Here is a 21,795-nt window from a genome sequence, read left to right on the forward strand (position 1 = left end):
CTTGTGAACATTTGATATTTTAAGTTAGACGCCCATCCGAAGATTGACGCTGCACTTACATCAAATGCCCACACTTATCGACTGTTAATTGTTAAAGAACGGTATTCGGTACTGCTTATTTGCGACTTTCGCGCTATCGACAAAGCGTTGTGTTTGTCAGCTGCGAAGAAGGAAGAGTATGAAGCTTTTTCAGCATTTCGTCAACCTTCTTTTTTGCCGTCTGCTACTGCATCTGGCTCCCTCTGTTTCGCTAAAACTAGTGCGTCTCATCGGGGAGGCGAATCATATCAAAGACCGTCGAAGTTTGGCAAGCGCTTTTCCAGGAAAGCGTGCATGCCTTCTTTTTGCGCGGGAGTGCCGAAAGCGGCCTGGAACAAACGGCGCTCATAAGCGACGCCGTCGGTCAAGGTCGTTTCAAAGGCGCGGTTGACGCAATCCTTGATCATCATGGCAACCGAGGTCGGCATGGCAGCGATGGTCTTGGCGGCAGCCAGCGTCTCTTCCAGCAATTTATCGGCTGGCACCACGCGCGACACCAGGCCGATGCGTTCCGCCTCGGCGGCGTCGATGGTACGTGCCGTCAGCAACAGGTCCATGGCCTTGGCCTTGCCGATGGCGCGCGGCAGGCGCTGCGTCCCGCCCGCCCCTGGCGTGACACCAACCTTGATTTCCGGCTGGCCAAATTTGGCGCTGTCGGCGGCGATCAGGAAATCGCACATCATGGCCAGTTCGCAGCCACCGCCAAGTGCGTAACCCGCTACGGCGCCCACTACGGGTTTGCGCACGCGCAAGATATGCTCCCAGTTGCGGCTGATGTAACCCTGAGTGAAGGTGTCCGGGTAGGTGTAATCGGCCATAGCGGCGATATCGGCACCGGCGGCAAACGCTTTTTCGCTACCCGTGAGCACGATACAGCCGATATTCTCGTCCGCGTCGAACTTCAGCAGGGCGTCGCCCAGCTCATTCATCATATTGTCGCTCAATGCGTTGAGCGCCTTCGGGCGGTTCAGGCGGATGACCGCCACTTTGTCCTGGATATCGATGATCAAGTCTTCGTATTGCATAGTGTCTCCTCTGGATGAACGGTGCAACGATTGTAGCGGCTAACGGCGGCGGTGCGGCAGGTGCGCTGCTATTATTGTGAGCCCGATCACCTTTATCGAGCAGCGTATTTTCTCTTCCTTCTTTCAGTACTGCGCCCACTACCTGCGCGGCGACGGCAGCGCCGCCAGCGTCAATTTTCGCCGCCTGTGGTTCAGCAACGGCCTCAATTGCTTCGGCGCACAGATCACCTCGCTGGCCCTGCCGCTGTGTGCGGTACTGCTGCTGCATGCGACGCCGGAACAGATGGGCGTGCTCGTCGCGCTGCAAGCGCTGCCGTTCGCCCTCTTTGGCCTGCCTGTCGGCGTACTGCTGGACCGGCGCAGCAAGCACCCGATCATGCTCTTCAGCGAAAGCATGTCCGGCCTGGCCCTGGCCAGCGTGGCTGTTGCCTACTGGTGCGGCGTGCTGTCGATGCCATGGTTATATATAGTGGGGTTCATCATCGGCACGGGCTTCGTCGTCGGTGGCGGCGCCGAACAGGTCTTCCTGACCTTCCTCGTGGGACGCGATGGCTTGATCGATGCGCAATCAAAATTTGCTGCGACCGAATCGGCTTCGCGCCTGATCGGCCCCGGCCTGGCCGGTGTGCTGGTGCAAGTCTTGTCGGCGCCCGTCGCCATCCTGTGCACGGCTTGCGGCTATTTTGTTTCCGTCTGCAATTTGCGCGCCATGAGCGTACGCGATCCGCGTCCCGCACCATCCGACAAGCACGCCCTGCGCGACATCGCCGACGGCTTGCTGTTTGTCTGGCGTGAACCACTGCTGCGCGCGCTTGCCTGGGGTGCCGGCATCTGGCACTTCCTGTTTTACGCCAGCATGGCCTTGACGGTGCTGTTCGCCACGCGCGACCTGGGCATGAGTCCTGGCGTGCTGGGCATGACGCAGATGCTCGGCGGCGCCGGCGTATTGCTCAGCGCCTTCATCGTCAAGCCACTGACGCGCCGCTATGGTGCCGGCCGCACCATTCTCATCGGACTGGCATCCACCTCCGTCTGTTTTGCCATGACGCCCACCATCCCCGCCGCCCTGTTCGGCAGCGCGGCCGCCAGCGCCGTGGCTTATGCCGTGCTGATGTTCTTTTTCGATTGCGGCGTGATGCTGTTTTTTATTCCCTACCTGGGCCTGCGCCAGAAAGTCACGCCCGACCCCATGCTGGGCCGCATGACCTCGACCATGCGCTTCCTGACGGTGGCGACGGCACCGCTGGGCGCGCTGGCCGCCGGCTGGGTAGCGGAACACTTTGGCGTGCGCAATGGCCTGGCCTGCATCGCGGCAGGCAGCATTCTGTTGACGGTCGCGATGGTGTGGGGCACGCCGCTGCGTAGCGTGCGCACCTGAAGCGATGAACGGGCATACACTGCTGAAAGATTGCCTTGGCGACACTATTCATGCCAAAACTTGCGAGGTTTGATTTATATCAAGGTTTTAATTGATGTAAATCCATAAGCTGTCTTACATCACTTGAGGAGCACGCTATGTTTAACACCATCTTATTTCCCACCGACGGCTCGCCGTTGTCCGACAAAGCCGCCGAGACCGCCCTCGCCTTCGCTCAATTGAACAAGGCCAAGCTGGTCGCCATCAGCGTGGTGCAGCCCTTTCCGTTCTCGCCGATGGCCGATGGCGGCATCGTGCTCGACGCGAGCCTGTATGAACAGCAGATGCAGGAAGCCTCGCAACGCGCCATCGACAAGATCGGCGCAGCGGCGCGCGCCGTTGGCGTGCCCTTCGAAGGCGTGGTCGCCGTGTCACCGAGCCCGCATGACGAAATCGTCAATGCGGCGCAAACCTACCATTGCGACATCATCCTGATGGCCTCGCATGGCCGCAAGGGCTTGAACAAGCTGTTCGTGGGCAGCGAAACGCAAAAAGTGCTGGCGCATACCCTGCTGCCAGTCATGGTCCTGCGCTAACCTTGCGCTAGCGCATCCCAACCCGGCGCCGCGCAGTTCCCCCTAGCGCGCCGGTGCCTGTTTCGGCAGCAATACCCACACGGCGCCGCTCTGCTTCATGCGGCCCGCATTCTCTGCCGCTTCCGCGCCAAAGCCAAAAAAGTAATCGACCCGGATCGGCCCGCGAATGGCGCCGCCCGTATCCTGCGCCATCACCAGGCGCTGCATGGGAATCTCGCTATTGGCTTGCGTGGTGGACAGGAACACGGGCGCACCCAGTGGCAGGAAGCGCGAATCGATGGCCACCGAGCGCTGCGGCGTCAACGGCACGCCCAATGCGCCCTTCGGCCCCACCTTGGGATCGGGCAGGCGCTCTTCCTTGAAGAAGACATAGCTGGGATTGGCGTTGAACAATTCATCCTTGCGCGTAGGGTGGCCAGCAATCCACGCCTTGATGCCCTGCGCGGACGCCTGATTCAGGGTCAGCTCGCCCTTGTCGACCAGGTAGCGGCCGATCGATTTGTATGGGTGGCCATTCTGGTCCGCATACGCCACGCGCACGGTTTCCTGCGTATCGGTCAGCTGCACGCGCCCGGAACCTTGCACTTGCAGGAAGAACGCCTCGACTTCGTCATCCACCCACAGCAACTCCTTGCCCGTGACGGCCGTGGCGCGCTCGATGTCGGCGCGGGTAGCGTACGGGATCACCTTCTTGCCCACCAGCCTGCCTCGCAAGCGCATGTTTTTCAGTTCCGGATACACGCCGGACAAGTCCACCGAGACCAGATCGTCGGGCACCTTGTACAGCGGAGTCTGGTATGGACCGCCGCGCTTGCGCGCCCCATGCAGCAGCGGCTCATAGTAGCCAGTGACGAGGCCTGTGCTGACGCCATCGGCGGTGATGACTTGATTGGGCACAAAGAAGGTCTCGAAGAACAGGCGGATGGCCTTGTCGCTGTCGGCATTCACCTGACGCGCTATCGTGCACGATTCTTTCCAGTCCGGACGTTTCACCAGCACGCCGCACGAAGCCATGAACGCTGGCCAGGCGGCGCGCATGTCGTCGCGGGCCCAGCCAGGCAAAGCGGCAAATTTGGCGGGCATGAAGGTGGGGGCTGCCCCATCCGTGCCATCCCTGGCATCGGCCGGCTTGGCCGGCACCGGCTTGACGACGGTCGGCGCGATGGCGGGCGCCATGCCACTGGTGGCAGCGGGTGGCGTGGACGGCGTGGTGCAGGCGGATAGAGCAAGCGCGACGCCGGCGATTGAAACGGGTAGACTACCGCGTGTCAACAGAAGGCGGGTAAATACTAAGCTGCGGGTAAATAACATAGGAGTGCGTATGTGGATCTTGATGATAGAGGCGCTGGTGGCGTTCTTCTTGCTGGCATTTATAGTCTGGTGGACCATGTATTCGGGTAAAAAACCCGCGCCACCCGCGCGCAAGCAGCTCGGCGAAGAACAGGACAGCACCGAAAAACTGAAATAGGGGGCGCACGCCCCCGGCCTCTCGTTAATGCAGGGTACGCGGCACCGACAGCACGAATTCGGGAATCGGCGCTTCGAACTGATGGCCATCTTCGGCCACACAAAAGTATTCGCCGTGCATCGAGCCTTGCGGCGTGCCCAGCATGGTGCCGCTCGTGTATTCGAACTGCTCGCCCGGCTGCAGCAGCGGCTGGTGGCCGACGGCACCCAGGCCGCGCACCTCTTCGACCTTGTTGTTCGCATCCGTGATGACCCAGTGGCGCGAAATCAGTTGCGCGCCTGCCGTGCCCGTGTTGACGACGCGAATCGTGTAGCTGAACACGTGCCGCCCCTGGTCGGGGGCCGATTGTTCGGGCAGATATTGTGTCTTGACCGTTACCGTAAATTCATAAGTCGCCATCGTCATTCCTATTCAGACATTGCCAGTCATATATTGTGTGTCGCGCGCGCCGCATTGGCCATCGCGCGCCGTGTATTCTGCGTTCCAGTAAGGCATGGTAACGGCGTCAAGCGTAAAATAGCGCATCTTCGCATTTTCTACTCTTAGCCCTTAGCCACCATGACAACATTCCGTATCGCTCCCAGCATCCTGTCCGCCGACTTTGCCCGCCTGGGCGAGGAAGTGCGCAACGTCGTTACCGCCGGCGCCGACATCATTCACTTCGACGTGATGGATAACCATTATGTGCCGAACCTGACCATCGGCCCGCTGGTGTGCGAAGCGATTCGCCCGCACGTGCAAGTACCCATCGATGTGCATCTGATGGTAAAGCCTGTCGATCGCATTATCCCGGATTTCGCCAAGGCTGGCGCGAACATCATCACCTTTCACCCGGAAGCGTCGGATCACGTCGACCGTTCCTTGCAGCTGATCCGCGACAATGGCTGCAAATCGGGCCTGGTTTTCAACCCGGGCACGCCGCTGCATTACCTGGAACACGTGATGGACAAGATCGACATCATCCTGATCATGTCCGTTAACCCTGGCTTCGGCGGCCAATCGTTCATCCCGCAAGCACTGAAAAAAATCGCCGAAGCGCGCCGCATGATCGACGAATCGGGTCGTGACATCATGCTGGAAGTCGATGGCGGCATCAAGATCGATAACATCGCCGCCGCCGCTGCCGCCGGCGCCGACACCTTCGTCGCCGGCTCGGCCATCTTCGGCAAGCCGGATTACAAGGCCGTCATCGATGCCATGCGCGCCGAATTGGCAAAAGTGACGGGCGCCTGATGCAAGCGGGCACGGTGAAAGACCACGTACTGGCCGGCGTGCGCGCCGCCATCATCGACCTCGATGGCACGATGCTCGACACCGTGCCCGATTTTCATGTCGCCATCAATGGCATGCGCGCCGAATTCGATCTGGTGCCCATCAGCGCCGAGGCCATCAAGCTGATGGTGGGCAAGGGCTCGGAAAACCTGATCCGCACCGTGCTGGCCCTGGACTTCGATGCCGCCGGCGTGGAACAGCGTTTTGACACGGCGATGGAGGCTTACCAGCGTCACTACCTGGCCATCAATGGCCAGTTCAGCACCTTGTACCCGGACGTGGAAGCAGGGCTGGCGGCAATGAAGGCGGCGGGCTTGCGCCTGGCCTGCGTCACCAACAAGCCGATCGCCTTCGCCCTGCCCCTGCTGAAGCAGAAAAAGCTCGACGGGTATTTCGAGATCGTCTACGGCGGCGATTCGCTGCCGAAGAAAAAACCCCACCCCATGCCGCTGCTGCAAGTGTGTGCGGACTTCGACCTGGCGCCCGCCAAAGTGGTGGCCATCGGCGACTCTTCGAATGACGCGCAAGCGGCACGGGCTGCGGCTTGCCCCGTCTTGACCGTACCGTATGGCTACAACCACGGACACCCTATACACGACACCGATTCCGATGGTATAGTAAATACGCTGCTCGAAGCGGCCGATTTTATTAGCATGCACAACAGACCAGCATACTGACCAACCCAACACCATATCGTGAACACGTTTCTCATCAAAAAACACAATGTCACCCAAACCGGCTCGATTGAGGCCTGGCTTTGGCGACGCTGGCAATCCTGGCAGGCCTAAGGGCCGAGCCGTGTAAGATTGCTGTCGGCGGCACGCGCGCATTTGCGTGTTGTATGCGCCGGCAGGTTTTTTGATAACCCACCGCAGGGTCTGTGCTTTGACAGCACGACGCACACGCGTACCCTGGCGGCATGGAGAGACACATGACCGAACTCGAATTCAAATCGCTGTCCCAGCAAGGCTACAACCGCATCCCCCTGATCGCGGAAGCTTTTGCCGACCTCGAAACCCCGCTCACGCTATACCTGAAACTGGCGCAAACCCAGCAAGGCGGCAAGAACACCTTCTTGCTCGAATCCGTCGTCGGCGGTGAACGCTTCGGCCGCTATTCCTTCATCGGTTTGCCCGCCAACACCGTCTTGCGCAGCCATGGTAACCGCACCGAGATCGTCAAGAACGGTGCCGTGATCGAAGAGCACGAAGGCAATCCGCTCGACTTCATCGAACAGTACCAGTCGCGCTTCAAGGTAGCCCTGCGCCCCGGCATGCCGCGTTTTTGCGGCGGCCTGGCCGGTTACTTCGGCTACGACACCGTGCGCCACATCGAGAAAAAACTGGCCGGCGGCGCGCCGAAAGACGACTTGAACCTGCCCGACATCCAGTTGATGGTGACGGAAGAACTGGCCGTCATCGACAACCTGTCCGGCAAGCTGTACCTGATCGTGTATGCCGACACCACGCAGCCCGAGTCGTTCTCGAAAGCGCGCCAGCGCCTGAAGGACTTGCGCATGATGCTGCGCCGCGGCGTCGATGCACCGGTCACCAGCGCCTCCGTGCGCACGGAAACCATCCGCGACTTTTCCAAGGAAGACTATCTGAAGGCGGTCGCCAAGGCGCATGAATACGTGATGGCCGGCGACTTGATGCAGGTGCAGATCGGCCAGCGCATCCGCAAACCGTATGTTGACTCGCCGCTGACCCTGTACCGCGCCCTGCGTTCGCTGAACCCGTCGCCCTACATGTACTTCTATAATTTCGGCGACATGCAGATCATCGGCGCCTCGCCCGAAATTTTGGTACGCAACGAGAAGCTGGCGGACGGCGGCAAGAAAGTCACCTTGCGCCCCATCGCCGGCACCCGTCCGCGCGGCGCCACGCCAGAGCGCGACGCCGAATTGTCGGCCGAACTGCTGGCCGATCCGAAAGAGATCGCCGAGCACGTGATGCTGATCGACCTGGCGCGCAACGACATCGGCCGCATTGCGGAGACGGGCAGCGTGCACGTCACCGACCGCATGGTCATCGAAAAATACTCGCATGTGCAGCACATCGTCTCGAACGTGGAAGGCACGCTGAAAGACGGCCTGTCGAACCTGGACGTGCTGCGCGCCACATTCCCCGCCGGCACCCTGACGGGCGCGCCAAAAGTGCGTGCCATGGAAGTGATCGACGAGCTGGAAATCACCAAGCGCGGCATCTATGGCGGCGCCTGCGGCTACCTGTCGTTTGGCGGCGAAATGGACGTGGCAATTGCCATCCGCACGGGCGTGATCAAGGACGGCATGCTGTATGTGCAGGCCGCAGCCGGCATCGTGGCCGATTCGATCCCCGAAATGGAATGGCAGGAAACCGAAAACAAGGCGCGCGCCGTATTGCGCGCCGCCGAACAAGTGCAAGATGGCCTGGATGGGGAGTTTTAAGATGCTGCTGATGATCGACAACTACGACTCCTTCACCTACAACATCGTGCAGTATTTCGGCGAGTTGGGCGAAGACGTGCGGGTCTACCGCAACGATGAAATCACGATCGAACAGATCGAAGCGCTGAACCCGGACCGCATCTGCATCTCGCCCGGCCCGAAAGCACCGGCACAGGCGGGCATTTCGGTGGAAGTGCTCAAGCACTTCGCCGGCAAGAAACCGATACTCGGCGTATGCCTGGGCCACCAGGCCATCGGCGAAGCGTTTGGCGGCAAGGTCATCCGTGCCAAGCAGGTCATGCATGGCAAGACTTCCCTCATCGCACATACAGGCGTGGGTGTCTTCAAGGATATACCCAGCCCCTTCACAGTGATCCGCTACCACTCTTTGGCGATCGAACGCGCCTCGCTGCCTTCCTGCCTGGAAGTGACAGCGTGGACGGACGACGGCGAAATCATGGGCGTGCGCCACCGGGAATACGATATCGAGGGGGTGCAATTCCACCCCGAATCGATTCTCTCGGAGCACGGCCACGCCCTGCTGAAGAATTTCCTCGAGCGCTGATTCCATGCGCACGCCACGGCGTGCCATCAGTGTCCTCCTGCGCCATCATTGAAGAAGGAAGCATCATGCCGATCACCCCACAAGAAGCCCTGCTGCGCTGCATCGAACACCGCGAAATCTTTCACGACGAAATGCTGTACCTGTTCCGCCAGATCATGTCCGGCGAAATGTCGCCCACCATGATCGCGGCGCTGACCATGGGCCTGCGCGTGAAAAAGGAAACCATCGGCGAAATCGCCGCCGCCGCGCAAGTGATGCGCGAGTTTTCCACCAAGGTGCCCATGGCCGACACTACCAACCTGCTCGACATCGTCGGCACGGGCGGCGATGGCGCGCACACTTTTAATATCTCCACCGCCTCGATGTTCGTGGCGGCAGCAGCCGGCGCGCGCGTGGCCAAGCATGGCGGACGCAGCGTCTCGTCATCGTCCGGCAGCGCCGACGTGCTCGACTCCCTGGGTGTCAACATCAACCTGCAACCCGAGCAGATCGCCCAATCGATCGCGCAAACGGGCATCGGTTTCATGTACGCGCCCAACCACCATGCGGCCATGAAGCACGCGGCGCCCGTGCGCCGCGAACTGGGTGTACGCACGATCTTCAATATCCTCGGTCCGCTGACCAATCCGGCCGGTGCGCCAAACATCTTGATGGGCGTGTTCCACGCCGACCTGGTCGGCATCCAGGTACGCGTGCTGCAGCGCCTGGGCGCGCAGCATGCGATCGTCGTGTACGGCCGCGACAATATGGATGAAGTGTCGCTCGGTGCCGCCACCATGGTGGGCGAACTGGTCAACGGCGAAATCCGCGAGTATGAAATCCATCCGGAAGACTTCGGCATGTCGATGATCGCCAGCCGCAACCTGAAGGTGGCCGATGCCATCGAATCGAAAGCCAAGATGATGGAAGCGCTGCGCGGCGAACCCGGTGCGGCAGCAGACATCGTCGCCCTGAACGCGGGCACGGCGCTGTACGCGGCCGGCGTGGCCAGCTCGATCGAAGATGGCCTGGCGCGCGCGCGCATCGCCGTCAGCTCGGGTGCGGCCCTGGCGAAACTGGAACAATTCGTGCAGGTCACGCAGCAACTGGGCACCCCGGCACAAGCGTAAGCTCCCCGCCCTCCTTGATAGAATAGCGACCATCATGTCCGACATACTCGATAAAATCCTGGCCGTGAAGGCCGACGAAGTGGCGAAGGCGAAAGCCCATCGCAGCCTGGCCAGCCTGCGCGGCGACGTGGAAAGCGACAGTGCCCTGCGCGCCGATCTGCGCGGCTTCGAGGCGAGCCTGCGCCAGCACATCGCCGCCGGCAAGCCCGGCATCATCGCCGAAGTCAAAAAAGCGTCGCCATCGAAAGGCGTGATCCGCGCCGACTTCCGCCCTGCCGACATCGCCGCCAGCTATGCCCAACACGGCGCGGCTTGCCTGTCCGTGCTGACGGACGAGCAGTTCTTCCAGGGCAGCGTGGAGTATCTGCAGCAGGCGCGCGCCGCATGCGCCATCCCCGTGCTGCGCAAGGATTTCATGGTCGACATGTACCAGATCTATGAAGCGCGCGCCATGGGCGCCGACTGCATCCTGCTGATCGTCGCCGCGCTCGACCACGGTCTTATGGCCGAAATGGAAGCGTGCGCCCACGAACTGGGCATGGGCGTGCTGATCGAAAGCCACGATGGCGACGAACTGACGGCGGCACTCAAACTCAAGAGCGCGTTGATCGGCATCAACAACCGCAACCTGCGCACCTTCGAAACGTCGCTCGACACGACCATCAATCTCTTGCCGCGCATCCCGCAAGACAAATTGATCATCACGGAATCGGGCATCCACAGCACGGCCGACGTGCAACGCATGCGCGACGCGCACATCCACAGCTTCCTGGTGGGCGAAGCGTTCATGCGCGCGCCCGACCCCGGCGTGGAACTGGAACGCCTGTTCAGTTAAAGCATGGTAGGCTGGCACGCATGAGACACGCGATGATCGTCCTTGCCGCCGCCAGCCTGCTGTCGGCTTGCCAGACTGCGGCCCCGCCAGCGGCGCGCACGCCCGCAGCTACGCTCCCTAGCACGCCGGCCGCGATACAGCTCGCCGCCAGCATCGACGCCTACAAGTCGCTGGTCGCGCAGCAGATCATGGCGGCCAACGGTGCATACACGTTCAGCGGGCGCCTGCCGCCCATGCTGCCGGCCATCGTCGTGCTCGACCTGAGCGTGGGGCCCGACGGCGAACTGAAAAGCGTGCACGTCCACCGTTCTCGCAACAGCGAAGCATCGGCTGCGGCGCTGGCCGCCGTGCGGCGCGTGCCAGCGTTCTTTCCGCCGGCGGGACACTTGATGCGCCGCCACGCCCGGACCTTCGATTTTTCCGAAACCTTCCTGTTCAACGACCAGTACCGGTTCCAGCTGCGGACCTTGTCCGGTCCACAGTAAGCGCGCAAGTATCGAGTTCGATGCGGTCGCGTCCCCGCTCCTTGGCCAGGTACAGGGCCGCATCGGCGCGCGACAGCAACTGTTCCAGCCCCTCCACCACCGATGCCTGGCAAGCGACGCCGATGCTGACCGTGCATGATGGCAGGCCCGCATGATTCGGTTCGTGCAGCAAGGTGCGAATGCGTTCGGCCACGCCCAGCGCATCATGCGCCGGCATGTCCGGCATCAGCACGACGAACTCCTCGCCGCCGAAACGCGCCACGCAATCCGATTCGCGCAAGGCGCCTTTGATAACGATGGCCACATGCGCCAACACCTGGTCGCCCACGGCGTGACCGTAGCGGTCATTGATCGATTTGAAGTAATCGAGGTCGATGCTGAGCAGTGTCAGCGGCAAACAGCGACGGCGCGGACTGTCTACTTCGCGCGCATAGGCGTCGCCAAAACCGCGCCGGTTCAACACCTGCGTCAGCGGATCGTGGGTCGAGCGGCGCTCCAGTATCTGCTGCAGGCGGCGCGTCGCCACCGTCATGAAACCCACCGTCAGCAGCAGGGCCATGAAATTGGCGACCGCCAGATAGATGCCGGCCGGCGTGCCGGTCACCGTCAGGTTCACGCTGGCGCCGCCATGCAGCAAGGCCGATACGCCGCGCGCCAGCACCACGACGGCTTGCGTCAGCATCAGCGCGCCAAAGAAAAAACTGGAGAAATGGCGCTCACCATGACGCCACACCAACTGCACCTGGCGCGCGTAAAACAGGAAGACCAGCAGGGAGAAGACCGCCACGCGCGCCGAGAAATCAGGGTGCACCAGCAGCCACCAGCTATTGCCGGCGATGGCCAGGGCAAGTACCAGCAGATAGGCGCGAAGGCTGGGCGCCAGGCCAAAGAATTTCTCCGTGCCCAGCATCGACAGGCCGATGCCGGCCACCAGCGCCGCATTGGCCGCGATCATGGACAATGCCGGCGGCAGCACTTCGCGGGCGCCAAACAGCAGGGACGCGCACACGAGCAGCAGCAAGCCGGCCGCCCAATGCCCCAGGCCATGCACCTCGCGCCGGAAACTGCGATACACCGAGAACATGACGATGCTCATCGCCCCGCACATCAGGGTCGTCATCAGCATGATCGTTCGAGGATCGAGGGTTTGCACGTTAGGGGCGATCTAAAAGAACAATTCGGCAATTTTAGTTTAGTTAAAGAAAAATTAGTTCATTTGCAGTAAATATGATGGCAAGCCACCATTTCGACGGATGAGTAGCATGTGATAAATTGCTGCTTGAAATGAAAAACCGGCCAATCACGGCCGGTTTTCTGTCTTACTGCACGACAGACAGCATCATGCCGCGCTAGGACGCTTCGGCCCCGTGGTTTTCTTCGGCGCCGGCAGCAGGGTCAAGCTGACACCCGGCACGCGGTCACCCTGCAGCACGGCGGTGAATGTCATCAGTTCGTCGCGGCGGAAGGCGTGGATCGCCACCTTGGCGCCGACGGCGTAACGGCCCAGCAAGGCGTCCAGGTTGGTGCCCGTCACGCGCAAGCCGTCGACTGCCACCAGCACGTCGCCCGCCGACAGGCCGGCCAGGTGGGCGCCGCCGCCCTGGTGCACCTGCGCCAGTTTGGCGTCATTGCCGTCGCGGCCCAGGTTGACGTCCAGGCTGGCTTTTTCCGCCTTGCGCGCATCGCTGTATTTCACGCCGAACGGCGCCAGCAGGCGCGCCAGCGGCACGTCGTCCGTGCCGCGGATGTAGCGTTCGAAGAACGGTTTCATGCGCGTGCCGGAGATCTCATCGAACAGGGCTTCGACTTCGGCCGGCGTCACGCCACGGCCTTTGCCTTCTCCTTTGCCCTTGTAGAAATCGCGGCCATAGCGCTGCCACAGCGCCTGCATCACGTCGTCCAGCGACTTTTCGCCATTCGTCTTGCTGCGGATCGTCAGGTCGAAGGCCAGCGCGATCAGCGAACCCTTGGTGTAATAGCTGACGATGGCGTTCGGCGCATTTTCATCCTGGCGGTAGTACTTGCCCCAGGCATCGAAGCTGGAATCGGCCACGCTTTGCTTGCTGCGGCCGCTGCCGCGCAAGACGCTGTTGACGGTCTTGCCCAGCAATTTGAAATAGGCTGCCTCGTCGATCAGGCCCGCGCGCACCAGCATCAGGTCATCGTAATAGCTGGTGAAGCCCTCGAATAGCCACAGCAGCGGCGAATAGCTTTCCGCCTGCAGGTTGTACGGCGCAAAGGCGGCCGGCTTGATGCGCTTGACGTTCCAGGTATGGAAGTACTCGTGGCTGCACAGGCCGAGGAATTTCAGATAACCGTCGCCGATCTCCGTGCTGGTCGACGCCGTCGTCGGCAAGTCGGCGCGCGCACAGATCAGCGCCGTCGAGGCGCGGTGTTCCAGGCCGCCGTAACCGTCGCCGACGGCCATGGTCATGAACACATAGCGCTCCATCGGCGCTTTTTTGGTCTTCGGCTCGAAGAAGGCGATCTGCGTTTCGCAGATGGCTTTCAGGTCGCGGCACAAACGGTCCAGGTCCAGGTTCGGCACCTTGCCCGTGACGACGATATCGTGCGGCACGCCATGCGCCTTGAAGGTGGCCAGCGCGAAATCGCCCATTTCCACCGGGTGGTCAATCAACTCATCGTAGTTGGCCGCCTGGTAGCTGCCGAAGCCATAGCGCTTCGCCTTGAGTTCCGGCAAGGAGGTGGCCACGCGCCAGGTCTTGCAAGCCGCATCCTTCGGCTGCACGATGTGCACCTCGTGCGGCTCGGCCTCCTGCCCCAGTACGCGCAGGAACACGCTGGTGCCATTGAAGAAGCCGTGATTCTGGTCCAGGTGCGCGGCGCGCACGGACAAATCCCAGGCATACACATCGTATTCGAGCGTCAAGGCGCCCTTGCACGGAGCGGCTTGCCACGAATGCTTGTCCAGCTTGGCCAGCGCCACGGCCTTGCCCTCGGATTCGGCGCGGATGCTGACGATGTTGCGCGAAAATTCGCGGATCATGTAGCTGCCCGGAATCCAGGCCGGCAAGGACAAGACCTGGCCGATGGCGGCCGGCGACTTGACTGTCAAGGTGACCTTGAACATGTGGCCCGCCAGGTCGGAGGCGGCGATGCTGTAGATGATGCCGGCGGCGGGCGCCTTGGCGATATTTTTTTTAATTGGAGCTTTTTTCATGTTTTTCTCGTGTCTGGCATGGATGTTCTAAAGTCGCCTGGGCGCGCCATGCACCGGCGACAAATCGTCAGGTGTATCAATATCGCGCAAGATGCCGCCGTCGTCCACTGTCACGTCGCACACGGCATGGCTGTTGACGATGCTGCGCGCGCCCTGGTCGCCATCGAGCGCCAGCAGCAGCGCCAAGTGAAAGGCACTGAACGCGACAGGATTGCCGCGCCGCCCCTGGAACACGGGCACGGCGATGTGCGCGCCATCGCCGATGGCTTGCGACAAGGCGGCGATTGTAGCCGGTTCTACACTAGGCATGTCGCCCAGGGCGATCAACCAGCCCGGTGCGCCGCGCACATGGTCGATGGCGTAGGTGAGCGAGGCGGCCATGCCCGTATCGGCATCATGGCAGACGCGCACCTCGCAGCCCAGCGCACCGAGTGCGCGCGCCACCTGCGTGTCGTCGGCGCGCACCACGGCCAGCACGCGCGGCAATGCCGCCAGCATGTTCCTGGCCGCCGCCACCACGACCGGCAAGCCCGCATGCGGGCCTTCCGTCAACGGCTGCAATAATTTGTTCTGCACGCCGGAAGGGTCGAACCTGCGTCCCCTTCCGGCTGCCAGCAAGATGCCGACCGTACTCAAAAGACCACTGCCGTCATGCGGCCGCCAGGTCGAACGGCAGCTTGCGCAGGCGCTTGCCCGTCAGGGCAAACAGCGCATTGGCGAAGGCGGGCGCCAGCGGCGGCACGCCCGGTTCGCCCATGCCCGTCGGCGCGTCGCCCGATGGCACCAGGTGCACCTCGATCACCGGCATGTCGGGCATGCGCGGCACCGGGTAGTCGCCGAAGTTCTGCTGCTGCACCAGGCCATCCTTGAGCGTGATGGCCGCGCCGGGAATGGTCATGCCCAGCGCCATCAGCGCGGCGCCCTGCACTTGCGCCTCGATCGTCAGCGGATTGACGGCCAGGTTGCAATGCACGCCCGCCCATACCTGGTGCAGCTTGGGCGCGCCTTGCACCACCGACGCCGTCACCACGTAGGCGACCACGGAATTGAACGATTCATGCATGGCCACGCCCCAGGCCTGCCCTTTCGGCAGCTTCTTCCTGCCATAGCCGGACTTGGCCACGGCCAGGTCCAGCGCGGCGATGTGGCGCGTGTGCTTCGCGTCGATCAGCTGCTTGCGGTAGGCGACGGGGTCCATCTTCGCCACGTGCGCCGCTTCGTCAATCAGGGTTTCCATGACGAAGGCCGTATGCGTCGAGCCGACGGAGCGCCACCACAGCACGGGCACGTTCGCCTTGGCCGTGTGCACGGACAGCTTCATCGGCAAGGTGTACGGTTCGCCCATGCCTTCGACCATGGTGCCGTCGACGCCATTTTTCACCATGAAGGCTTCGAACGGCGTGCCGGCCATGATGGACTGGCCCACGATGGTATGGTCCCAGGCGAGTATCTTGCCTTTGGCGTCGAGGCCAATCTGCGCGCGGTGCACATGCGACGGCCGGTAGTAGCCGCCCTTGATGTCGTCCTCGCGGCTCCACATCAGTTTTAATGGTCCGCTCTTGCCGGCAGCCCGGTACGCCTTGGCGACATTGACGGCTTCGACCACGTAGTCGGACGACGGCACGGCGCGCCGGCCGAAACCACCGCCGGCCATCATCGTGTGCAGGGTCACCTGTTCGGGTTTCAGGCCGGATGTGGCGGCAATCGCCGCCTGGTCGCCCGTCTGGAATTGCGAGCCCACCCACATCGTGCATTTGTCGGCCTGCAGGTCGACGACGCAGTTGAGCGGCTCCATCGGCGCGTGTGCCAGATAGGGGAATTCGTAGACGGCCTCGATTTTTTTCGGCGCCTTGGACAATGCGGCGACATCGAATGCGCGCGCCACCGTACCGGGCGTCTTGGCCAGCGCCTTGAAGGCCGCCAGTTGCTGGTCGCTGCTGACCTTTTCCACGGCGCTCGTGTCCCATTCGATCACCAGCGCGTCACGTCCCTGCTTGGCGGGCCAGTAGCCGTCGGCAATCACCGCCACGCCGCTGCCGCCTCGGTCGGTCTTCACTTCCAGCACCTCCAGCACGCCCTTGATGGCCTTGGCCTTGCTGGCGTCGAACTTCGCCACTTTTGCGCCAAACACGGGCGGGCGCGCCACCATGGCCACTTTCGCGCCAGGCGGCTTGAAGTCGATGCCGAACTGCTGTTTTCCCGTGGACTTGGCGGCGGCGTCCAGGCGTTTCACGGGTTTGCCGATGATGGAAAAGTCACGCGGGTCCTTCAGCTTGACGCTGGCAGGTACAGGTTGGCGCATGGCCGCGTCGGCAAGTTCGCCATACGTCGCCTTTTGCCCGCCGGGGCCATACAGCACGCCTTTCGCGGCGCGCACCTGGTCGGGACTGACTTTCCACTGCACGGCGGCGGCGCCCACCAGCATGGCGCGCGCCTTGGCGCCAATTTCCCGGTACTGCGTAAACGAATGGGCGATGCTGCCCGAGCCGCCCGTCATCTGCATGCCGTAGGCGGCGTCCTTGTACTGCTCGCCGGCGGGCGCCAGCGCGCCATGCACCAGGCTCCAGTTGGCGTCGAGTTCCTCGGCGATCAGCATGGGCAAGCTCGTTTGCACGCCCTGGCCGAATTCCAGCCGGTTCACCTGCACCGTCACCGTGTTATCGGGCGCGATGTGCAAAAAGGCGTTCGGTGCATACACGGGCTTGGCGGGCGCGGCATCGGCCGCCAAGGCCAGCTTGCCCGCGCCCGGCAGGAAAAAGCCCAGCATCAAGCCGCCGCCCGCCACCGCGCCGGCCTGCATGAACCCGCGCCGCGAGACGCCACCGGCAAGCACCGCTGGCGCCGATGCCAGCGCCGCGCCCAGGGTCACTCCGCCCTGCTGCAATGCTTCCTGATTCAACCATTCGATACGCATGTCGCTCTCCTCAGGCCAGGGTTTTGGCCGCGTCCTTGATGGCCGCGCGGATCCGTTGATAGGTGCCGCAGCGGCAGATATTGCCGCTCATGGCGCCGTCGATGTCGGCATCGCTGGGTGCCTTGTTGCTGCGCAGCAGCGCCGTGGCGCTCATCACCTGGCCGCTTTGACAGTAGCCGCATTGCGGTACGTCGTGGCGCACCCATGCCGCCTGCACGGCCTTGCCCACCTGGTCGTTTTCCATCGCTTCGATGGTGGTGATCTTCTGTGCGCCGACCGAGGAAATCGGCGTGATGCAGGAGCGGATGGGCTGGCCGTCGAGATGCACCGTGCAAGCGCCGCACAGGGCCGCACCGCAACCGAATTTGGTGCCCGTCATGTTCAGATTATCGCGCAGCGCCCACAGGATGGGCGTGGAAGGATCGGCGTCGACCTGCGTGTCGCGTCCGTTGATATTCAAGTTAATCATCTGCTGCTTCCCCTTTTTTGGATTGTTATGGCATCTACAAACAACGCTTGATGATACGACAGCGGAAAAAAGTACAAAAAAAAGCGCGCCTTGCGAGGGCGCGCCGTCCAGCCTTCCTGGCGACAGCCCGGATTACTTAATGGTCGAGAATTTCTGTTCCAAGGTCTTCGCATCGACTGCGCCCGGAATGCGGCTGCCGTCGGCAAAGAAGATGGCCGGCGTGCCCGAGACGCGCAATTGCTGGCCCAGGGCCAGGATTTTTTCATGCGGATTGGCGCAAGTGGCGGCCACCGTGGCTGGCGCCTTGCCGTTCAACATCCAGTCATCCCAGGCCTTGTTGCGGTCTTGGGCGCACCAGACATTGCGCGACTTGACGATGGAGTCCGGCGACAGAATGTTGTACATGAAGGTGTAGACGGTGACGTTGTCGATTTCCTTCAGCGCATTCTGGCGGAAGCGCTTGCAATAGCCGCAGTTCGGATCTTCGAACACGGCGATGACGCGCTTGCCATTGCCCTTGACGGTTTTCATGGCCGAATCGAGCGGCAGGTCGGAAAACTTGATGCGGTTGACTTCGTCCAGGCGCACCTTGGTCAGGTCTTGCGACGTCTTGGCATCGAAGACGTGGCCAACGAACAGGTATTGCGCGGCCTTGTCCGTGTACAGGATGTCGCCACCCGTACGCACTTCATACAGGCCGCCGTACGGGGTTTCCTTGACCGAATCGACCTTGGCGCCTTCGCCCAGGCGCGGTTCGATCAGCTTTTTGATGTTCGCTTCCGTCGGCGTTTCCGCGCCAGCGCACGACATCATCAGGCCCGAGGCCAGCACCAATGCGATTCTGCTCATTTTTATCACTATCACTTCTCCACTTGAAACGCCTGGCGGAACTGACCTCTGGCCCGGCATCGTTATCTCTTTGACAAAACGATCGCCGCAGACCAGCTGCGGCGACCTTGAATTTTCACTGCTACCATTATCCGGCGATATCTTAAGATTTACTGATGTCCCAAGGCATGCGCAATCATTTTCCGCTTCAGGGCCGGCAATTTATCGAGCAAGTTTAATCCCAAATTGCGAACCACGCGCAACGGTTCCAGATCGGCGCCAAATAATCGCGCCAGACCATCGGTGGCCAGCTGCATCAGCAGCACGTCTTCCTTGCGCGCGCGCGCATAGCGGGCCAGCACGCGCTCGTCGCCGATGCCGCGGTGCGCCTCGCGTTCGGTAATCGTCTTGACCAGCTGCGCCACATCAGCAAAGCCCAGGTTCATGCCGTGGCCCGCCATCGGGTGCACCACGTGGGCGGCGTCGCCCACCAGGGCCACGCGCGGCGCCACCATGGCGTGCGGGCGCATCAGGGTCAGCGGAAACGCGCGTACCAGCTCCGGCTGCAAAGGCGTCAGTTTGCCCAGTTTGTCGTGGCAATATGCGGCCAGGCGCGCGGCCAGGGCATCGGCCGATTCGGACATCAAGGTGTCGGCCAGCGCATCGGGCGCCGACCAGACCAGCGAAACGCGCTCGCCCGGCAGCGGCAGCAGCGCGACGATGCCTTCGCGGCCCGTGAACCACTGGTGCGCCGCGCCATGGTGCGGCTTTTCGCAGGCGAAGTTGCTGACCACGCCGCGCTGGCCATACGAGCGGTAATCGAGACCGATGTCGCACTGGCCTCGCACCCACGATTGGGCGCCGTCCGCGCCCACCACCAGCGCGCAGGTGATGGTGTCGCCGCCATCGAGGTGCACGATGGCCGAGTCATTCGTCCATTCCAGGCGGCTGGCGCGACCCTGCAGCACGTTGACGTTCGGCGCGAATTTCAGGGCGGCGTCCAGGGCCTGGCCCAGGTTGCGGTCCTCGATGATCCACGCCAGCGTACCCACATGGGCGCCGTAGGCGTCGAAACCGAGTCCGCCCGCCTGCGCGCCGTCGCCGTTGACCAGCATGGCGTCGACGGGCGCCACCCTGTCGGCCGCCAAAGCGCCCCATACTTTCAGGGACGACAACAACTGGTGCGCCGTGTGATTGAGCGCATACACGCGCACATCCCAGCTGGCTTCGACCGGCTTGATGGTGGGTGCCGGCGGACTCGCCGGGGATAACAGGGTGACGCTTTGTCCTGCCTGGGCAAACGCCAGCGCCGTGGTTTTGGCGATGGCGCCATTGCCGACGATGCAAACGTCGCTGTGGCTATGCATGAAGCGCCGCATGGTAGGGGGAGTGAGACTGTTCATGCGGCCATTATAGCGTTTGCTCCAGCTGTTTCAGATAGTCCGGAAGTACAGGACGCGTGCCACAGATCAAGCGGCGCCATGAAATACGGGTAGCACGTGGTCCGCAATCTCCTGCAAGGTCTCGGCCAACGGGCGGCGGTTCTGCCGCAGCTGCAGGCCGATATGCCGCACGCCGGCCTCGCGCATGGCGTGCAGCTCGGCGATCAGGCCATCGCGCCCCATGCGCCCGCCGAAACGAAAACGCCGCAGCGGCATGTGCGGATCTTCATCCAGGTCCAGGTGAATGAAACTGACATACGGCTTGTCGTCCCCGGCCACGGCGCACCATTGCGCCGAGCGCCGCGCATGCTCGTCCGGCATGCCCGGATACGCGAGCCAGCGGGTTCGCGCAGCGGCAGCACCACGGCGGCCGTGCCCAGCAAGATGTTTTACGTAATGCCGGCTAGGTAGCCCAGATACGTAAACACCTCGAAGACCTGCGCCGCGTCGCCGAACGATGGATCATACAGGGGCACGTCGCGCAGCCACAGGGCTCTGAAACCGAGGGGGTCGGCCAGCTTTGCCAGCGCCGCATGCTGTTTCAGGTCAGGCTCGCCCGGCACACGGACGGACGCCGCATTCGCCTGGCGTCCCGTGGACGACCAGTCATTAACGAGCGGCAGTTCCAGGCCAATGCTGAAACCGCCCTGCCCCAGCTTCGTCATGGCGCCCATATCAATCCCACTGCGGCGCCAGGCCGTCCGGGTTGGCCAGGCGTTCGCCCCGCTCCAGGGTCGCCATCTGCGCCATTTCGTCCGGTGACAGGGTGATGCGCTGGAAATGCAGGTTTGCTTCCAGGTTGGCGCGTTTTGTCGATGACGGAATCACGGCAAAACCCTGCTGCAGCGACCAGCTGAGGGCCACTTGGGCCGGCGTCACGCCATGTTTGGCGGCGATGGCCACGATCACGGGATCGATGACTACCTTGCCATACGCGAGCGGCATGTAGGCCGTGATGTGGATGCTCTGGCTGCGCGCGAACTCGATGACGGTGCGGTTTTGCAGGAAGGGGTGGATCTCGATCTGCTGCGTGGCGATTTCTGCCGCGCCCACCGTATCGATGGCCTGCTGCAGCTGCGCGCTGGTGAAATTCGATACGCCGATGGCCCTGGTCAGCCCCTGCGCCTTGGCGTCCGCCAGCGCTGCCATATATTCAGCGACGGGAATCGCGTCCTGCGGCGACGGCCAGTGGATCAGGGTCAGGTCCAGTTGTTCCAGCTGCAGCTTGTGCAGGCTATCCTTTAAGCTTGGAATGAGTTTGTCGCGCTGCAGGTTCTCGATCCAGATCTTGGTGGTGACGAACAACTCGTCGCGCGGGACGGCGCTGGCGACCATCGCCTGGCCCACTTCGGCTTCATTGCCGTAGATTTGCGCCGTATCGATATGGCGGTAGCCGACGGCCAGGCCCGTGGTGACGGAATCGATGACGACCTGGCCCTGCAGGCGGAACGTGCCCAGGCCGATGGCGGGGATTGCGGAGGGTTGGGTAGTCGTGTGCATGCGGCAGTTCTCTCAAGTCAGTAGCAATGGCCGCACTATGCGCCTTTCCTTTGTTGATAAAAATACCGTTTACATAAAATTATATTTGATCTTCAAGCAAGGAATGCGATGGGCACGCAGGAAATCCGGGAAAAGTCGCCGCCGGCTCTTGCATTCCCGTTTTGGTCTGCTATAATTCGCCACCTTGGCCTGGTAGCTCAGTCGGTAGAGCAGAGGATTGAAAATCCTTGTGTCGGTGGTTCGATTCCGCCCCGGGCCACCAAGAATTCGTTTTACTTTTAA

The 21,795-nt window shown here is 62.2% G+C and carries 21 protein-coding genes, 1 tRNA gene and 1 pseudogene; 11 read left to right on the top strand and 12 right to left on the bottom strand.

The genetic code is table 11. The annotated features are described in order from the left end of the window. Nucleotides 1-287: 287 nt before the first annotated feature. The gene (locus ACQ4WL_RS24440; RefSeq protein WP_436512064.1) at nucleotides 288-1,064 is read right to left on the bottom strand and encodes an enoyl-CoA hydratase; all 777 of its coding nucleotides are present in this window, start codon (nucleotides 1,062-1,064) and stop codon (nucleotides 288-290) included. Between the two features lie 76 nt (nucleotides 1,065-1,140). Between ACQ4WL_RS24440 and ACQ4WL_RS24445 the strand changes: the two genes are divergently transcribed. Next, nucleotides 1,141-2,442, top strand: coding sequence for an MFS transporter (locus ACQ4WL_RS24445; RefSeq protein WP_436512065.1), 1,302 nt, complete (start codon nucleotides 1,141-1,143; stop codon nucleotides 2,440-2,442). Nucleotides 2,443-2,579: 137 nt separating this feature from the next. Next, entirely contained in the window at nucleotides 2,580-3,017 is a 438-nt protein-coding gene (locus tag ACQ4WL_RS24450; protein ID WP_436512066.1) for a universal stress protein, read from the top strand. A 42-nt stretch (nucleotides 3,018-3,059) separates the two neighbouring features. Here the strand turns inward: ACQ4WL_RS24450 and mltA are convergent, their stop codons facing one another. Beyond that, nucleotides 3,060-4,193 (bottom strand): murein transglycosylase A, encoded by a 1,134-nt coding sequence (mltA, locus tag ACQ4WL_RS24455; RefSeq protein WP_436512067.1) that lies wholly within the window; start codon nucleotides 4,191-4,193, stop codon nucleotides 3,060-3,062. A gap of 145 nt (nucleotides 4,194-4,338) precedes the next feature. On the opposite strand from mltA, the gene ACQ4WL_RS24460 reads away from it, so the two are divergent. Further along, entirely contained in the window at nucleotides 4,339-4,485 is a 147-nt protein-coding gene (locus ACQ4WL_RS24460) for a hypothetical protein (protein ID WP_165829277.1), read from the top strand. 24 nt (nucleotides 4,486-4,509) lie between these two features. Here ACQ4WL_RS24460 and apaG read toward each other — a convergent pair whose 3' ends face one another. Next, nucleotides 4,510-4,884, bottom strand: a complete 375-nt coding sequence (apaG, locus tag ACQ4WL_RS24465) for a Co2+/Mg2+ efflux facilitator ApaG/CorD (RefSeq protein ID WP_034753698.1) — start codon at nucleotides 4,882-4,884, stop codon at nucleotides 4,510-4,512. Nucleotides 4,885-5,043: 159 nt separating this feature from the next. Here apaG and rpe point away from each other — a divergent pair, with 159 nt between their 5' ends. The 7 genes from rpe (at nucleotide 5,044) to ACQ4WL_RS24500 (ending at nucleotide 11,179) form a co-directional block, all read left to right on the top strand. Beyond that, nucleotides 5,044-5,718, top strand: a complete 675-nt coding sequence (rpe, locus tag ACQ4WL_RS24470) for a ribulose-phosphate 3-epimerase (protein ID WP_219117435.1) — start codon at nucleotides 5,044-5,046, stop codon at nucleotides 5,716-5,718. Beyond that, nucleotides 5,718-6,434, top strand: a complete 717-nt coding sequence (locus ACQ4WL_RS24475) for a phosphoglycolate phosphatase (protein WP_436512068.1) — start codon at nucleotides 5,718-5,720, stop codon at nucleotides 6,432-6,434. Before rpe ends, ACQ4WL_RS24475 begins: the two co-directional genes overlap by 1 nt. A 254-nt stretch (nucleotides 6,435-6,688) precedes the next feature. After that, nucleotides 6,689-8,185 carry an anthranilate synthase component I gene (gene trpE, locus ACQ4WL_RS24480; protein ID WP_436512069.1) on the top strand — a complete coding sequence of 499 codons (1,497 nt, stop codon included), beginning with the start codon at nucleotides 6,689-6,691 and terminating at the stop codon, nucleotides 8,183-8,185. Nucleotide 8,186: 1 nt separating this feature from the next. Beyond that, nucleotides 8,187-8,750 (top strand): aminodeoxychorismate/anthranilate synthase component II, encoded by a 564-nt coding sequence (locus tag ACQ4WL_RS24485; RefSeq protein WP_035824429.1) that lies wholly within the window; start codon nucleotides 8,187-8,189, stop codon nucleotides 8,748-8,750. Between the two features lie 65 nt (nucleotides 8,751-8,815). Next, a complete protein-coding gene (trpD, locus tag ACQ4WL_RS24490) occupies nucleotides 8,816-9,859 on the top strand; it encodes an anthranilate phosphoribosyltransferase (protein WP_436512070.1) in 1,044 nt (347 codons plus the stop codon). Nucleotides 9,860-9,893: 34 nt separating this feature from the next. After that, nucleotides 9,894-10,694, top strand: coding sequence for an indole-3-glycerol phosphate synthase TrpC (gene trpC / locus ACQ4WL_RS24495; protein WP_436512071.1), 801 nt, complete (start codon nucleotides 9,894-9,896; stop codon nucleotides 10,692-10,694). Nucleotides 10,695-10,714: 20 nt separating this feature from the next. Further along, nucleotides 10,715-11,179, top strand: coding sequence for a hypothetical protein (locus tag ACQ4WL_RS24500; protein ID WP_436512072.1), 465 nt, complete (start codon nucleotides 10,715-10,717; stop codon nucleotides 11,177-11,179). Here the strand turns inward: ACQ4WL_RS24500 and ACQ4WL_RS24505 are convergent. From ACQ4WL_RS24505 to dkgB, 9 genes and pseudogenes are all read right to left on the bottom strand, one after another. Beyond that, entirely contained in the window at nucleotides 11,130-12,305 is a 1,176-nt protein-coding gene (locus tag ACQ4WL_RS24505; RefSeq protein ID WP_436512073.1) for a GGDEF domain-containing protein, read from the bottom strand. The genes ACQ4WL_RS24500 and ACQ4WL_RS24505 overlap by 50 nt on opposite strands. Nucleotides 12,306-12,518: 213 nt before the next feature. Further along, nucleotides 12,519-14,360 carry a M61 family metallopeptidase gene (locus tag ACQ4WL_RS24510; RefSeq protein WP_436512074.1) on the bottom strand — a complete coding sequence of 614 codons (1,842 nt, stop codon included), beginning with the start codon at nucleotides 14,358-14,360 and terminating at the stop codon, nucleotides 12,519-12,521. Between the two features lie 27 nt (nucleotides 14,361-14,387). Then, complete coding sequence (locus tag ACQ4WL_RS24515; protein ID WP_436512075.1) at nucleotides 14,388-14,996, bottom strand: nucleotidyltransferase family protein; 609 nt, start codon at nucleotides 14,994-14,996, stop codon at nucleotides 14,388-14,390. Nucleotides 14,997-15,009: 13 nt separating this feature from the next. Continuing rightward, a complete protein-coding gene (locus tag ACQ4WL_RS24520) occupies nucleotides 15,010-17,274 on the bottom strand; it encodes a xanthine dehydrogenase family protein molybdopterin-binding subunit (RefSeq protein ID WP_436512076.1) in 2,265 nt (754 codons plus the stop codon). Nucleotides 17,275-17,284: 10 nt separating this feature from the next. Then, the gene (locus ACQ4WL_RS24525) at nucleotides 17,285-17,743 is read right to left on the bottom strand and encodes a (2Fe-2S)-binding protein (protein ID WP_436512077.1); all 459 of its coding nucleotides are present in this window, start codon (nucleotides 17,741-17,743) and stop codon (nucleotides 17,285-17,287) included. Nucleotides 17,744-17,875: 132 nt separating this feature from the next. After that, nucleotides 17,876-18,592 (bottom strand): DsbC family protein, encoded by a 717-nt coding sequence (locus tag ACQ4WL_RS24530; protein WP_131689910.1) that lies wholly within the window; start codon nucleotides 18,590-18,592, stop codon nucleotides 17,876-17,878. A 149-nt stretch (nucleotides 18,593-18,741) separates the two neighbouring features. Next, entirely contained in the window at nucleotides 18,742-19,974 is a 1,233-nt protein-coding gene (locus ACQ4WL_RS24535) for an FAD-dependent monooxygenase (protein ID WP_436512078.1), read from the bottom strand. Nucleotides 19,975-20,040: 66 nt separating this feature from the next. Continuing rightward, nucleotides 20,041-20,687, bottom strand: a pseudogene (locus ACQ4WL_RS24540) (LLM class flavin-dependent oxidoreductase). A 1-nt stretch (nucleotide 20,688) separates the two neighbouring features. Next, nucleotides 20,689-21,513: a 2,5-didehydrogluconate reductase DkgB gene (gene dkgB / locus ACQ4WL_RS24545; protein ID WP_436512079.1), complete on the bottom strand. Its 825-nt coding sequence runs from the start codon at nucleotides 21,511-21,513 to the stop codon at nucleotides 20,689-20,691. A gap of 186 nt (nucleotides 21,514-21,699) precedes the next feature. On the opposite strand from dkgB, the gene ACQ4WL_RS24550 reads away from it, so the two are divergent. Next, nucleotides 21,700-21,775, top strand: a tRNA-Phe gene (locus ACQ4WL_RS24550). Nucleotides 21,776-21,795: the final 20 nt, after the last annotated feature.

The organism is Janthinobacterium kochi, from assembly GCF_051380715.1.
In the GTDB taxonomy this organism is placed as follows: Bacteria; Pseudomonadota; Gammaproteobacteria; order Burkholderiales; family Burkholderiaceae_D; genus Janthinobacterium.